Genomic DNA, 15411 nt, shown 5'->3' with positions numbered 1-15411 from the left:
CATATCCATCCCTTCCCATCAATGGGGGGGAGGAAGACGTGAATCCCATGTCTTCCTCCCAAAGCAATCGGTTCATTCCAGTATCTATTGCCAGTTGATAATAAGTCTTGCAACGGTTACAAGATCCTGAATATCGATAACATTGTCGTTGTTCAGGTCGAACTGCTTCAGATCATTCCAATCCGGATCGGTAGAGACTGATCCGTACGCTTTGACCATAAGCGCCAGGTCGCCGACGCTTACTTTGTTGTCATGGTTGTAATCGCCGCCCACCGACACGATTACAGAGGCAAGGAAGGTCTGCAGCGCCGTATGAAGCTCCGCTGCAGCTTGCTCGATTTGCGCCTGCGCGGAGGACTGGCTGTCGTGTACGGCCTGTGCGCTGTTGATCGCAGCAAGCAGTACTGCTCTGGAGCCGGCCGGATATTGTCCGACTTGGCTGCCTTCCACTGCCGCATCGTACGCTTCCTGCGCCGCTTCGATCTGCACGGTCAGAGCCTGCTTGTCGATAACATTGATCTGCACGCTGTGCGACGTGCCTTCAAGCTGCTTCTCGACACCCGCGCTGCTCGCAACGACCAGGTTGGAGATGGTGACATCGGTGGTTCCCGCCTGCGCGTCCGGCCGCGATTTGAAGTGGAGCTTCAGGAGATCGCCGTCAGGATTGGCCTGCAGCCCGCCCAGATGGATGGCGAGGATGCGGATTTGGCCCGGAATCTGCTTGTAATCCGCCACAATAAATTCATCATCGGCAGGCGTTAAGGGATTATCAGCAAGCTCCAGCTTCTGCGGATCGTAGGACACGGTAATATCCTGAGCTGCTATTTCCCCCTGGGAACCATCCAGAGCATAGGTCAAAACGAAGGATTCGCCAGCCGAAACCGCATCGGCACCATAAAGCGTAACCGCGTTCGCCTGACTTGCAAGCTCCTTCAGCCCGGTATCGTCCAGGTAGAAATTAGTTGTGGAGCTCGTTGTCGTATACACCAGCTGAAGCGCGCTCACATCACCCGGATCCTCGAAGGTGAACTGTCCCTTGACTGCCGTCCAGGCTGAAGCTGTCAATTCCTGCTGCGCGACTGGAACGGTATAGATTCCTTTGCTGGCGCTGGTCACACGCAGATAGATGCTCGCCGTATCATGCTCGAAGCCGCTGTTGTACGGATAGAAATATCCCGTAACCTCATATTTCAATTGATCATAAAGCTTGTTCAGAATAGACTGTCCGATGCCCACTGTCGGGTCTGCGGACTGCCGGTTCAGCAGCCGGCCTGCGCGCGAGCCGCTGTAAACGGAAGTTGTTACTGTATTGACCGTCCCATCGCTGCCGCCGCCATGGCTTCTAATCCAGGGAGAGGCTGAGGAACCGCTTTCGAAGCCCGGATTGGCCAGCAGATTGTCCCCGATCGCCGGTGCCAGATTGCCGTCGTTGAAGGCAAAGGAATCGACGTTGAACATCTTGCCGTCCCGCCCGCCGGTGAACACCACATACATATCGTGGAAGCCGTAGGCGCCATCGGCCGAATTGGTATCGATCATCGTAGAGACCGTCAGCCATCGGCCGGGATCGTTCAGCGGAGGAACATTCAGGGTACCGACCACCTTGCCGGAAGCCGGATCATCGAGCCTGATCTCAATTTTGCCCCCGCCCTGGGCGGCTACACGGGCATTCATGCTCAGCACATACCGCTTGTTCGCTTCGCCGTTTGCGGAGCCGTCCGCAAAGTTGACATTCGCGTATTTGATGTAATCGCCATTGCTAAGACCGGTCACTGCCTGACCGCCGCCGCTGCCGACTGTCGCCTTCACGCCCGGAGACTGGCCGTCATTTTCCTCTGCCTCATAAGTCGAGAAGACATCCTTCTGTTCGGGAAGCGCAGGAAGCTCGTATTTCTTTGGTATAAAGGTCGTCACACTGGAGCCCTTGAGCTCCATCGTGAACGATTGGCCGGAAACCGCGATATCGCCCAGCTTCTTCAAATTCTCATTGGGAGAGGTGCGGTACGGAACGACTGCGTCCACTCCCCCCGGGAAGTCCTGCAGATCAAAGGTAATGGTTTGCGGCCCGGAATCGTTATTGACCGCAACGATAGAGAAATTCCCCGTCTGCGGATCCTTATAGGCCGTAACCATAACCTCGTCCACAGGATTCTTGTCGGCGCCAATCATTACATAACCCGGACGGATGAACCGGCTGTAGTTGCCGAAAGAATAGTATCGCTTGAACACCCGGTACTGGCCGTTCTCCGTCGGCGCGAGCGCCTGATTGCTGCCGTCATTGCTCAGACGGATCAGATCGGAGCCGTCGGCTCCGTTGTTGGCGGCCGGCCACCACCAGAAGTAAGCGCTGATGCCGGTGTTGTCGAACATATTGCCAATCAGGTTTGCGTACCGCAGCGCATCGGTAATGGTGTTGTTCTCGAAGGTTTGCAGTCCCGTTCCCTGATTCATATACTCGGTCTGCCAAATCGGCTTGCCTTTCTCCCTGGATACCGGAAATTCGGGAACATTCGTGCCGATGCCATAAGCATGTGTAGCTACGACATCCACATAATTGACCGTCACGGGATCGTTAAGCGCAGGAAGCGCATAAGCTTCGGTGAAGTTCACATGCTCGGGCATAACGATCTTGGCCGGCACCTTTCTTGCAGCGAAGGTCGGTCCCAGATAATCGCGGATAAAGACATTCATCTCATCGGCCGTCCATACCGTGCCGGAATAGGCTGGGCCTATATTCGGCTCGTTGGCCAGCGATATATAAGAGATATCCAGATCGAAATGCTTCTTGTAGCCCAGAACATATTCGGCCAAATAATCGGCATAGTCCTGATAATTCTCCTTCTTCAATTTGCCGTTGCCCGTACCCAGGACGCTGTTGTTCGTTTTCATCCAGGCCGGCGGGCTCCAGGAAGAGGTCATAAACGTCGTGACGCCACGCTTCTTGGCTTCATTCATGAACCAGATTTGATATTTGTCGAAGTCAGCCTTTTTCGTTGCCCACTGGGGATCGTCCCAGACAAATACGCCCTTCTCCGGTTCGATCGTTTCTGTCGGCCCATCGTACTCTTTGCTGCCCCATGTGCCGCCGTCCCCCATCATGTTGCGGACGATGCTGATGCCGATGCCGCTTTCGCGGGAGAATATCATATCCAGTATTTGCGTCCGCAGAGGCTCCTGAAGCCGCATGATCGAGCCGGCCTTGTGGAAGGCCCCGGAGCCGCCAAAGCCGTCAACCTTTTGCAGCTCCGTGTTCCAGGTTACCTTGCTGACAGGGACCGCCGCTTTTGCTTCCGGCAGCACCCATCCGCTGACGACCAAAGAAAGACAAAGGCATAAACTTAAGAATTTGACCGCATTCCTCGTTATCATGAAGAACGTCACTCCCTCTGGCTTCTATTGGGCGGCAGCCCACTGCTCTTCATATTCCTTCGCTATTTGATCCCCGCCGCTTGAAAGCCAGCGGTCCATCTCGCTTTTCCATTTCGCTTCGTCCATCACGCCCATGATGAATTTGGTATTTGCATCCGTGATGATCAGCTCAAGCTCGGCTCCGCGCTCCACCTGCGTTTGGGAGATGAACGGATTAGCCGGATTGTTCACCAGATGATTCTGGTTCTCCGTTGTAACCTGAAGCTCTTTGGTAACCAGCGGATTCACATTGCCCTGCATTTTGATCGCGTCCAGCGAGACGGCGCGAAGCGGCCATTTGTAAGGGAAGCCGACTTCGTTGTCAAACTTCTCCTGGTCGATAATTTCCGGTTTGCCGTCCTTCATGGTATAATGCGTTCCTTCAATTCCCCATTCCAGCAGATCCGCCATTTCCTGATCGGCCAGCTGGTCGAAGAATTTCAGAATTTTCTTCAGATCATCTTCCGTCTTCACGCTAGATTTCGGGAACATCAGAATGCCGTTCGAGCCAAGAGCCGCCGCAATCCGTTTGCCTTTGTCCGTGCTCAGAATGCTGAAGAAGTCGACTGTCGCATCGGGAATGTGCTGTTGAATACGGGCTTCATAAGACAGCGCCACATTAGTGGAATTGGCGATGACGCCGGCCTTGCTGTTCTCGAATTCGCCTTCCACTTTGGGACGGTCCATGATGGCGAAATCGGGATGGATCAGACCTTCATCGAATAACTGCTTCTGGAATTTCAGACCTTCCAAATATTCCGGTGTAAATACATCACGGGTAAATTTGCCTTCCTGAACATCCCATACGTTCGGCGCTCCGAAGAATACCCCGAATGTGGATGGAGCAGGTCCCGAGCCGCCCAATGCGCCCATCGTCATGCCGTAAGTGTCGTTTTTCCCGTTTTTGTCCGGGTCCTGATCCTTGAACGCCTTAAGCAACTGATGAAACTCTTCAACAGTTTGCGGCTCCTGCAGGCCGACATTCTTCAACCAGTCCACCCTGTAGATGAAAGCGTCGCGGGCCAGCGGGCGTTCCCTCGGAAGCCCGAATACTTTTCCCTGGAATGCGACATTATCGTAGATGGCCTGATTCAGACTGGATAGATTAGGAAAATCCTTGATGAAGGGAGAAATATCCCAAAACACATCATTTTGAAACGCGGAGAGCAGGTACGATTGCTTCGGCGCGCCGTAGCTTGCAATGACCTGGGGCAGGTCGCCTGAAGCGATCATGACAGAGAGCTTATCCTGATAGGAATTTCCGGGGAAATGATCGATCTCCAATTGGGTATGAGTATAGCTTTCGATGGCCTGCTGCACGGGATTTCCGGCCTGCGGAACGTCTTTTCCGTCGAAATTCACCGCCATCTTGATTGCAAAAGGCTCGGGATCAGCGGGCTCCGGCTCTGCCGCCGCCGGTTCATTGTTTGCCGTTTCATTGTTCGCCGTGTCTGCCGGCTGCTGCGGTGCGGGATTATTGCCGCCCCCTGAATTCGAACTGCATCCGGTCACGACAAGCATGACTGCGAGCAGTACGGATAATGCCCCCGCTGCCCATCTTCTTCTGTTAACCATCTTTACGACCTCCTGTTAATGCTGATTTTTTTATGGAGAATTCAAGGCCGGTCAGCCTTTCACCGAGCCCAGAAGAACGCCTTTGGCAAAATGCTTTTGCAAAAACGGATACACAAGCAGGATCGGAATCGTGGACACGATAACAACCGCCATCCGGACCGATTGTCCGTAGAAGGTCATGTTCTCCCCCATTTGGGAGGAGTCGCCGATGCTTCCCGATGCCTGCACGACAATCTGCTGGAGCAGCACCTGCACCGGCCATTTCTCATTGTCGTTGATATAAAGAATGGCGCTGAAGTATTGATTCCATAGACCGACTGCGTAGAACATCCCGAACGCCGCCATAGCAGGCAGGGACAACGGCAGGATGATCCGGAAGAACACGGACAGCTCGTGACAGCCGTCAATTTGCGCCGCTTCCTTCATCTCCTCAGGCACATTCTGGAAAAACTCCTTCATCACGAGCAGATAAAATCCGCTCATCAGCCCCGGAATCATAAGCGCCCAATACGTGTCGATCATCCCGAGATTGCGGACGACGAAATAGGTCGGGATCATGCCGCCGCTGAACAGAATCGTGAACAGCACCATCATGAGCACCGCTTTTTTACCCGGTATGTTCTTGCCCGAAAGGCCGTAAGCCATCAGGGATGTGAACAGCAGGCTGAGCAGGGAGCCGAGCGCCGTAATGTAGACGCTGACCCCGAGGCTGCGCACGAATTTGTCCGTTGAGAATATGTACCGGTACGCATCCAGCGTCCATTCCCGCGGGAAAATATCCTCCGTTGTAGAGAAAGAGTTGCTCAGTACATACAAGAACGGGAGGACGGTCAGCACTGATACGGCGCCAAGGAAAACGTAGATCAGAATATCACCCAGGCGATTCGCAAGCGTCCTGTCGTAAACCATGCCCGCACCTCCTTTTTTAATAGATTCCTTCTTCGCCGAATTTCTTGGCCAAGCGATTCGCGAGCCAGACCAGCACCAGGCCGATCACCGATTTGAACAATCCGACGGCCGCGCTGTAGCTGAACTGCCCCTGCTGAATACCGACGCGGTAGACATACGTATCGAATACCTCGCCCACTCCCCGGTTGATGGCATTCAACATCAGGTAGATCTGCTCGAACCCGAGGTCGAGAAAGTGGCCCAGCCGCAGGATCAATAGAATAACGATTACGCTTCGGATCGACGGCAGCGTAATATGCCAGATCATCCGCAGCCTGGAAGCTCCGTCGATCCGTGCCGCTTCATACAGCTGCACATTGACCCCCGCCAGTGCGGCAAGAAAAATAATAGTGCCCCATCCGGCGTCTTTCCATATAATTTGAAGCATAATGAGCGGACGGAACCAATCCGGACTGTACAAGAAATCGACGCGCCCTGAGCCGATGGCCTCATTCCATTTGTTGATCAAGCCCTCGGAGCCTAGCAGCAGGAAGGTAATTCCCGCGACGACCACCCAGGACAGGAAGTGGGGAACATAGACCAGCGTCTGCACATAACGCTTGAACATTTCATGGCGCACCTCATTCAAGAGAACCGCCAGCACGATCGTAATCGGAAAGTAGATCACCAGACTGTAGAAGGCGAGCATGAAGGTATTTCTGAACAGCGTCCAGAATTCCGGTGTATGAAACAGCCGGTCAAAATGCTTGAATCCCACCCAATCGCTGCTGAACATTCCCAGGGACGGCTGATAGTTCTGAAAGGCCATTAAGACGCCCCACATCGGCCAAATCTTAAAGATGAGAAAATAAATAATTCCCGGCAGCATAAACAGATAAAACCATCTGGCCTTCCACATTCTGATGGACATGGAAGACCGGCTGCCAATTGGCGTCCCGCCCTTTCTTATTGCAAGTCCCTTCTCCAAACGATCACCTCTTGTCGACTGTCATTTTCACCTCGTCATTGTATCGGCTTTGGCCCGCTTGCATCTACAGACATGATTCCGATCAGATACACATTTCATAAAAGGAGGATAATCGGGCAAACATACAAATTTCCGGCAGGATACTGTTTTCGTAAAAGAGGCAGAAACGGGTAGAAAAGCGCGCTGCACAAGCATTATGGGGCATAACAAAGAAGGCAGCCGGGAATCGGCTGCCTTCTTTGTTCGTGTTCATATTAATCTAATGTCCGCGTCAATTGATTACTGCAGCTCTCTTGGCCCCTGCGTTTTTTTCAACCTCCGGGTTCTTCCATCAAGAAGGAGAAATCAGCTGGATGCTTTTAGCCCAACGAGACCCGGTGAGTCTCGCCTTCTGCCACCTGAATCATAAGATAGCGGTACTCGTCTCCGCCGTCAGACCGTTCTGTTGCTGCTTGAACCGGACTGCCGTTATGCAGCATGGTCCCGGAATTTGTATGGAAAACTGCCTTCCAGAGGAGGGGCTCCCCTTCCTGCAGGGTGACAGTGGTTTCTTCGATGCCGTTATGCCGGACCGTAAGGGTGCGGTTCAAAATAGGAATGCTCCCCAGCTCCGCCCATTCAAGCCCGCTGCTCAGCCTGGACATTGTGGTAATGGCCGACTGGCCGTCTGCCGAAATTCCCATGAGTCCGCTTGCCATGGAACCGACCACGCAGTAGGATACTTCAGGATAATCCCTGCGCTCCAATGACGGATCAACCAGCTCCTTCAATTCTTGCAAGGCCTCCTCGTTAAGGCCATACCGGTAAAAAACGTCAGGGAGATACGTCTTTCCTTCCACATTCGCCACACGGTTCCTTTTCAAATCCTCAAGCGCTTTCTCCAATTTGCTCTTGTCCTTGATGACTCCAAAATATAGCGGCAAAAAATTGCCTTCAGCATTATACGCTTCCAGGAAAGTCCGATTCTGCAGCATGGCGCCGAAGAAACGTCCCTTGTCTGCATTCCACCATTCCTGGTCGTAGCGCTGCTCCAGCTCCCCGGCTTTTCCGGCATAGGCTGCGGATTCCTCAAGCCGGCCTTCAAGTTCGAGCAGACGCGCATAAGCTCGGTACCCGGCAGCCTGCAAGGCGATCATGTCGCCGCCGGCCAAAGGCTGCAGGCCAGCTTCATTGTAGGTTGCCAGGCCTCTGCGGCCGTATTCGGGATAGTACTCCAATATCCCGTCTCCGTCTTTGTCCCAGGTCTGTACAAAGTTCTCTACCGTTAAGCGATAAAAATCAAGCATGATGGCATCATTCCGGTAATCCTGATCGCCTGTCCACAAATACTGACGGTAGCTTGCCTCGATAATGTCGAAATTGGCAGGAAGATTATACCAGAAGTCCTGGTCATTCTCATAATCTACTTCAGCGGGCACATTATCCTTGGTTATCTCCCAATAGGTGCACCAGTCCCGGGACTCCGCTATATTCTCGGCAAAGCGCATAAACATGTTTTTCGTATGCAAATTTAAGCCAAGTACAGCGGCTCCAATGCTGTGATGCGCCACATCGCGCATGCAAAATGCCTGCCTGTTCGGCAGAGCCGCCTCATACCACAAGCCTACCGGATCTCCGCCGGAATGGGCGTATGCCATGGCCTGCTGCCTGGCCCATTTAAATCCGTCATTCAGATGCGAATCTGATGACTGGAAGGTAACTGCGCCAGCTTTGAATTGAATTTGATTCCAGTTTGTCAATTTCACCACTCCAATACGTTCTCTTTAGCTTTCTTTTGATCCTGAAAATGTGAGTCCTTCCATAAACGCCTTCTGGGCGGCAAAGAACAAAATGATACACGGCAGTGTAATGACGATCGCCGCAGCCATCAGTAAATTCGTATCGGTGGCATAGGTTCCCTGGAATCCTGCCAAACCGAGGGTAAGTGTCTTCCATTTGTCGCTGTTGATATAGATCAGCGGCCCCATAAAGTTGTTCCAGGACCCCATGAATACCATAACGGCTACGCCGATGAGCGCCGGTTTGGACAGGGGCAGGAAGATCGTCCGCCAAATTTTGAAATAGCCGCACCCGTCGATGATGGCCGCTTCCTCCAGGCCGACAGGCAGCCGGGAATAAAACTGGCGGAACAGGAAGATAAAGAAGGCGGAGCCAAAAAATGATGGCACGATTAACGGATACAGCGTATCCAGCATGCCAAGCTGTTTGAATAAAATAAATTGCGGAATCATGGTTACTTCGCCCGGCAGCAGCATGGTGGACAGGACCAGAATGAACAGGATCCCGCTTCCTCTCACCTTCAGCCGTGCGAAGGCATAGCCGACAATGGAACAGGAAAGCACGGTTCCGATAATAGGAAAGACCGTCGTAAGCAGCGTATTGAATAAGTAACGGCCGAACGGAAAAGCCGTCAGCGCCTTCGCATAATTATCCCAGCGCCAGCTTTCGGGCCATACATTCATGCCGGAGGAAGCGATCTCTTCCAGACTCCGCAAGGATGCGCCAATCATCCAGACGAAGGGATACAGGAAGGCAACACTGCCAATGATGAGAACCAGATACGCTAACCATTTGATTGGCTTCCCGGCTGATTTATGACGTTTTTCTGCGGACACGACGCTTCCTCCCTCCATTTTGCTCCGTCTCGTAATAGACCCATATCGCGCTGCTCCGGAAAACAAGTGCGGTAAACAGCAGAATAATGACAAAAAGCACCCAGGCGAGCGCAGAGCCATAACCCATTTTGAACCACATGAAGGCATTCTGATAGAGGTAATAGGCATAGAACAATAAGGAATTATCCGGTCCCCCGCTGATCATGAAGCCCTGCGTAAAGGTCTGGAAAGCCCCGATCATGCTGGTCACCGTGTTAAAGAACAGAATCGGGGAAATTTGCGGCAGCGTCACATGCCATACCTTACGCATGGTCGTGGCGCCGTCGATCTCCGCCTGCTCGTACAGGGATTTGGGGATATCCGATAATCCGGCCAAATAGATGATCATGTTGCCGCCGACCGTCCACAGGCTCATGATGATGACCGCAGGCATCGACCAATTCGGACTGGAGAACCAGCCGGGGCCCGTAATGCCGAATAAACCAAGTATGGAGTTCATCAAACCGACGTTCGGATTGAATATCCAGATAAACAGCACCATCTGCGCGACACCCTGAATCAAGGTAGGCAGATAATAGATGGTGCGGAAAAGATAAATGCCGCGCAGCTTCAAATTCATCAGCATGGCAATGGCAAAGGATAACGCTACCTGAAGGGGTACGCTTACCAGCGTGTAGTAAAACGTAACGCTCAGCGCCTTGTAGAACATCGTGTCTTTAAACAGCATTCGGTAGTTGTCAAGGCCGGTCCACTGGGGCGAGCTGACAACTTCCCATTTGGTGAAGCTGATATAGAACGAGAATATCATAGGGCCTAATGTAAACAGCAAAAATCCGATAATCCAAATCGAGACAAACAAATAGAAGCTCGCTGTTTTATTATGGATGACTTTTTTCCTGACCAGAATTCTGGCGATAATAATGATCACGGCGTACAAAACCGCAATAATCGTAAGAAAAGGGAGAAGCGGCAGCAAAGCTGCCGGCAGCCCCAATGTTTCATAGAAGTTGTAAATCCGTTCGATTATTCCATTCATGGCCTGCTCCCGCTAGTTTTGTTGTAAAATCTTGTTTATATTCTCAGCCAGTTTCGGGAATACTTCCTTCACATCCTGCTTGCCTATTCCGATAGGCGTCAAGTCGTCGATCATTTTCATTTCATTATTGATTTCGCTTGTACGTTTCTGTGCTTCCTGATTGTGCTGCTTCTCTGCTGCCTGAACGAAGGCATTCAAATTCTTCTCCGGGTAGATTGATTCGAAAGATGCCGTTGCCGATGCAATAACCGGAATACCATACGCGTTCTTGTTGCCCCCGATAATCTTCTGCGCTTCATCGTTCTGCGTCAAATAGTTAACGAAGACCTGAGCCGCTTCAGCGTTTTTGCTCGTCTTGCCAATAGCCAGCCCATCGACTTCTTTGGAGCCTCCGCCGCCCGGTATTGGATAAATATCCCAATTAAAACCTTCAACTGCAGCCATCTGCGGCAAATACCATGGACCAAAGTCGGTATACATGCCGATTCTTCCGCCCAGGAACCAGTTCATCATATCCTGCCCTTGTTTCTCGGTATCATTAGGTACATTGCCGGATTGTTTGGTTTGCACGATGTATTCGGCTGCCGAAATCGATTCCGGAGAATCAATTGTCGATTTGGTATTATCCTCGCTGTAATAGCTGCCGCCGAACGAATAGATCCAGTTCCCCAGCCATAACGGTTCAGAACCGAATACCTTGGTTTTCCCTTCGCCGGAGGTCAGTTTCTGGGAGAGCTCCTTGAACTGATCTGTCGTCATGGGCTCTGTCTTGCTTGGCAGCGGAATGTTGTTCTTCTCAAAAAGATCCACATTAACCGCCATTACTTTGGGCTTGATAATGAACGGAGCTGCATAAACCTTGCCCTCGTAAGTCATGGACTCCACGAGGGAAGGAGAACTGAATACGGAAGTATCCACCTGCATTTCCTGGAAAGCGTTTGCGAATCCCGGCAGGTCGCCTCCTGAGATCAGAATGACGTCAGGCGCCGTTCCTCCGGCAATCATCGTTTGCAGCTTGGTCAGATAATCCCGCTGAATCCACTGCTTCTCGACCTTGATATCGGGGTTCTTCTCTTCGAAATTGCTGACGACATTATTGATGGCATCGGCTTCGGACTGCGCCCCCCAGAAAGCGAAGGTGATACTGCCCTTGGCGCCTCCCGCATTGGCATCCGATGGGGTATTGCCAGTATTTTCTCCTGCCGGAGCATTGCCGTTTGCGGTGTTGTTTCCGTTACCGCTTCCACAAGCGGATAAGCTGATTACGATACATAGTGCCAAAACGATGGCGAACCCTTTTTTCATCTGTATTTCCCCCTAGTAATGATAATATCTCCGGTTGCTTGCATGAATCATTGGTGCCCTCTGCCAATGCCTTAACCGACCGTTTCTGAAAATTGGCTTTTGTTTGCCCCGCAGCTGCTTCTGACGATCAGTCTTGCCGGCAGCACGACCTTAAGCGGCACTTCCCTTCCTCCGATACGCTCCAACAGCATTCTGACAGCCGTCTGTCCCATTTGTTCGGTGTAGATTTTGACCGTGGTAAGAGGCGGATTCGAGTAGGAGGCCATTTCAATATCGTCAATGCCGACAATGGCAATATCCTGAGGCACCCTCAGTCCCGCTTCCTTAAGCGCCCTGCTGGCCGCTATCGCCATAGGATCCGACCCCATCAGAAAAGCCTGCGGCAAATTCTTCTTCTCTATCGCCTGCTTCATCAACTGATAGCCGGTGGACATCGAGAAGTTATGTCCGATATGGACATGTTCGGGCATGTATAATTTCTTTTGCTTCATATAGCTTTCGAAACCGCTCTGCCGTTGATCAACCGATTCGAAGCCCGTGTTCGAGCCAAAACGGTTAATGAAATCCCTGGAGCTGATCAAGCCGATTTTGGTGTACCCGAGTCCGATCAAATGATCCAGCGCTGTCGTCGTCACTTTCTCAAAATCAACGATGACAGAATCAAAGCGGTTCTCATCCGGAGAATAGTCGACGAAAACCACGTTTTGAATCCGGCTGAAGAACAGGTTGTAAGGATCAAACTCGAATTTCCCGATCACGATAAGGCCGTCCAGTCCCGACAGGCTCTCATAGGATTCATGGTTGACCCAGCGGATGGTTCTAGTGATATGAAGTCCCTGCTGATTGAATTCCTTCTCGATATGAAGCCGGATGGACAGATAATACGGATCCTCCGATTCAAGCTGCTCCGAACAGAATGTAACCAATCCGATTTTGTAATCCTTCAGCTGTGCCGCTTTTGTCGTTTGACGGCGTTGAACGCTTTTATATTGTAATTGTTCTGCGGTTGAAATAATTTTTCTCCGGGTTTCTTCCTGGACCGATAATGACGAATCTCCGCTGAGTACGCGCGAAACTGTAGATGGAGAGACGCCTGCCTCACGGGCAATATCACGAATAGTTGCCAAACCAGATCACCTTTTCAATAAAGTATTTGGGAAACATCCCCCCATGCTTATTGTAATGTTCTTGCAGACAGCTGCCAATGATTAATTATTTGTTTACTAAACATTAGCGAACTATCGAATGAATTCACTATAACAAACAGATGTTTATTTGGCAATACCATCATGTCGACGCTTTCATTTTAATTTTTGACAGATATATTTGAAACAACATTCTGGTTTCTGCATTAAAAAAAATATTGTTTACTATATGTTTCGTAAACATTATAATCATAATGCACCATCGCACAGGAATGATTTTACCCACAAGTAGGAGGAATTATGAAATCTTTAATCAACAAGCATGATCCTGTCGTAACCGTCAGCAGCGAAATCAGCTCGTTCAAAAGCTTTGTAGAGGTTAAAACCATAGAAGAAGATGTGTTCGAGATTCATATCCGGCTGACTGCCGGCCGGAAGCAGGTTCCCCCCATCCATCATATCCGCTGGTCCCATCCAGCCATCGATATTCACTCGTTGTGGCATCCGGGCACCGATCGCAATAAAGCATTCCAGGTGGATTGGGGAGAGGGATTTCAGTCCAAAAACACTTCGCTTGCCCCGGCTGCCTGTCTGTACAACCTGGAAGGCAGGAGCAGGCTGACCTTTGCTTTCTCTGATGCGCTCAATCATCTGGCCATCAAAGCGGGCATTCATGAAGAAGATGCCACTTTCCTATGTTCGATTACATTGTTTGAAGAACCTATGCCGGAAATCGACCATTATGAAGCTGTGCTTCGGATAGACCGGAGAGATTTGCCTTACTATGTAACGCTGCGCGATGTATCGAAATGGTGGGAGACTTTCCCTGAATTCCTGCCCGCGAATGTGCCCGAGGCCGCTCTGCAGCCCATGTACTCCACCTGGTATTCCTTCCATCAGGAGCTGAGCGCTTCCGAATTGGAACGTCAATCCGAGCTTGCCCGATCGATTGGCTGTGAGAGTATTATCGTGGATGATGGCTGGCAAACGGACGATAATAACCGCGGCTATGCCTATACCGGCGATTGGGAGGTTTGTGCGGAGAAAATTCCGGACATGAGGAAGCATGTCGATGCCGTTCACGAACAGGGCATGAACTATATGCTGTGGTATTCGGTGCCGTTCGTTGGGATAAACAGCAGGACGTGGAGCCGTTTTGAGGGAAAATATCTGGGCATTAATGAAAAGCTGAATGCCAGCGTGCTGGATCCGCGTTTTCCCGAGGTCCGGGAATATCTGATCAATATCTATGAACAGGCTGTGAAGGAATGGAATATCGACGGCTTGAAGCTCGATTTTGTCGACAGCTTTCAATTAAGTCCGGATATGAAGGATGAGCTTGGGAACGGCCGCGACTATCATTCGGTTCCGGAAGCGGTGGACAGGCTGCTCACGGATGTCATGGCCAGGCTGAGAGAGATCAAACCCGACATTCTGATCGAATTCCGGCAGACCTACATTGGCCCGCTGATGCGAAAATACGGCAACATGCTCCGGGCCAACGACTGCCCGAATGATTCGATCCAGAACCGTATCCGCACAATGGATATCCGCTTGTTGTCGGGAAATACGGCCGTTCATTCCGATATGATTATGTTCCATGCCAATGAACCCGTCGAAAGCGCGGCCATGCAGCTGATCAACGTGCTGTTCTCGGTTCCGCAAATATCCGTCCGTCTGGACGAAATCGGACCCCACCATCTGGATATGCTCCGGTTCTGGCTGGCATTCTGCAAGGAGCACCGCGAGCTGCTGTTGAAGGGCGAGCTGCTGCCCCAAGGGCCTGAGCTCATGTATCCGCTTATCAGCGCGCGGGATCGCAGCAGTCAGATCACTGCCGTATACGCCGATATGGTGGTCGAGGTCCATGACGAATGGGATCGGCTGATTATTGTGAACGGAACCTATCATGACCGGCTTGCGGTCAGAAGCGGTCTTGATCATGTGCTTTACCATGTGGTGACCAGAGATTGCCGCGGCCAGATCGTCCAATCCTATGAGCTTGATCTGCATAAGGGACTGCATGAGGTGAGCGTTCCGAGGGCGGGTGTTGTCAGCTTTCAGAGGGTGCTTACATTCCCCCCTAAATCCCCCTGAGGACTACTCCCCCTAAATCCCCCTGAGGGGGACCCCAGAAGGCGCCGGCCCTCTGGACTCCCGGGTGAATAACGTTGGCGAGGCAGAGGAACGGGGTTTTGTGGCTTTTGATGTAGGAGCGTTTACGTCCCTTGCGGGACACACTTCCTTGCGCCGCCCGCGTGTTGCCTGGTGGACTTCGTCCCTTACTAACGTTGGCGGGGTAGAGATGCGATTATTGCTGATTCCAGCGTAACGTTGGCGGGACAGAGATACGATTATTGCTGATTCCAGCGTAATGTTGGCGGGGCAGAGATGCGTTTATTGCTGATTCCAGCGTAATGTTGGCGGGGCAGTGATGCGTTTATTGCTGAT

At 51.6% G+C, this 15411-nt stretch carries 10 protein-coding genes; 1 reads left to right on the top strand and 9 read right to left on the bottom strand.

The features are described 5' to 3' along the window. Positions 1–84: 84 nt before the first annotated feature. From ACFOLF_RS25695 to ACFOLF_RS25655, 9 genes are all read right to left on the bottom strand, one after another. Complete coding sequence (locus ACFOLF_RS25695; protein ID WP_210044095.1) at positions 85–3369, bottom strand: carbohydrate-binding protein; 3285 nt, start codon at positions 3367–3369, stop codon at positions 85–87. A 24-nt stretch (positions 3370–3393) separates the two neighbouring features. Continuing rightward, complete coding sequence (locus ACFOLF_RS25690) at positions 3394–4983, bottom strand: extracellular solute-binding protein (RefSeq protein WP_210044094.1); 1590 nt, start codon at positions 4981–4983, stop codon at positions 3394–3396. 51 nt (positions 4984–5034) lie between these two features. Further along, positions 5035–5892, bottom strand: a complete 858-nt coding sequence (locus tag ACFOLF_RS25685; RefSeq protein ID WP_210044093.1) for a carbohydrate ABC transporter permease — start codon at positions 5890–5892, stop codon at positions 5035–5037. Between the two features lie 16 nt (positions 5893–5908). Continuing rightward, positions 5909–6802, bottom strand: a complete 894-nt coding sequence (locus tag ACFOLF_RS25680; RefSeq protein ID WP_379113409.1) for an ABC transporter permease — start codon at positions 6800–6802, stop codon at positions 5909–5911. A gap of 416 nt (positions 6803–7218) precedes the next feature. Further along, complete coding sequence (locus ACFOLF_RS25675) at positions 7219–8607, bottom strand: MGH1-like glycoside hydrolase domain-containing protein (protein ID WP_210044092.1); 1389 nt, start codon at positions 8605–8607, stop codon at positions 7219–7221. 15 nt (positions 8608–8622) lie between these two features. Next, positions 8623–9474 (bottom strand): carbohydrate ABC transporter permease, encoded by an 852-nt coding sequence (locus ACFOLF_RS25670; RefSeq protein WP_210044091.1) that lies wholly within the window; start codon positions 9472–9474, stop codon positions 8623–8625. Next, positions 9452–10510 (bottom strand): carbohydrate ABC transporter permease, encoded by a 1059-nt coding sequence (locus ACFOLF_RS25665; protein WP_210044090.1) that lies wholly within the window; start codon positions 10508–10510, stop codon positions 9452–9454. The genes ACFOLF_RS25670 and ACFOLF_RS25665 overlap by 23 nt, the downstream gene beginning before the upstream one ends. A 12-nt stretch (positions 10511–10522) precedes the next feature. Next, positions 10523–11815 carry an ABC transporter substrate-binding protein gene (locus tag ACFOLF_RS25660; protein ID WP_210044089.1) on the bottom strand — a complete coding sequence of 431 codons (1293 nt, stop codon included), beginning with the start codon at positions 11813–11815 and terminating at the stop codon, positions 10523–10525. A 71-nt stretch (positions 11816–11886) separates the two neighbouring features. Continuing rightward, positions 11887–12942, bottom strand: a complete 1056-nt coding sequence (locus tag ACFOLF_RS25655; RefSeq protein WP_210044088.1) for a LacI family DNA-binding transcriptional regulator — start codon at positions 12940–12942, stop codon at positions 11887–11889. Between the two features lie 318 nt (positions 12943–13260). Here ACFOLF_RS25655 and ACFOLF_RS25650 point away from each other — a divergent pair, with 318 nt between their 5' ends. Further along, the gene (locus ACFOLF_RS25650) at positions 13261–15057 is read left to right on the top strand and encodes a glycoside hydrolase family 36 protein (protein ID WP_210044087.1); all 1797 of its coding nucleotides are present in this window, start codon (positions 13261–13263) and stop codon (positions 15055–15057) included. Positions 15058–15411 lie beyond the last annotated feature (354 nt).

This window comes from Paenibacillus sepulcri, from assembly GCF_042647105.1.
In the GTDB taxonomy this organism is placed as follows: domain Bacteria; phylum Bacillota; class Bacilli; order Paenibacillales; family Paenibacillaceae; genus Paenibacillus_Z; species Paenibacillus_Z sepulcri.
Note: the sequence above shows the minus strand (reverse complement) of the source record. Positions and strands in the feature narration are given on the sequence as shown.

Bases quoted from the DNA above. Each gene is read 5' to 3' on its own strand.
- ACFOLF_RS25695 (WP_210044095.1), bottom strand. From the start codon at position 3,369: ATGATAACGAGGAATGCGGTCAAATTCTTAAGTTTATGCCTTTGTCTT.
- ACFOLF_RS25690 (WP_210044094.1), bottom strand. From the start codon at position 4,983: ATGGTTAACAGAAGAAGATGGGCAGCGGGGGCATTATCCGTACTGCTC.
- ACFOLF_RS25685 (WP_210044093.1), bottom strand. From the start codon at position 5,892: ATGGTTTACGACAGGACGCTTGCGAATCGCCTGGGTGATATTCTGATC.
- ACFOLF_RS25680 (WP_379113409.1), bottom strand. From the start codon at position 6,802: ATGTCCATCAGAATGTGGAAGGCCAGATGGTTTTATCTGTTTATGCTG.
- ACFOLF_RS25665 (WP_210044090.1), bottom strand. From the start codon at position 10,510: ATGAATGGAATAATCGAACGGATTTACAACTTCTATGAAACATTGGGG.
- ACFOLF_RS25660 (WP_210044089.1), bottom strand. From the start codon at position 11,815: ATGAAAAAAGGGTTCGCCATCGTTTTGGCACTATGTATCGTAATCAGC.
- ACFOLF_RS25650 (WP_210044087.1), top strand. From the start codon at position 13,261: ATGAAATCTTTAATCAACAAGCATGATCCTGTCGTAACCGTCAGCAGC.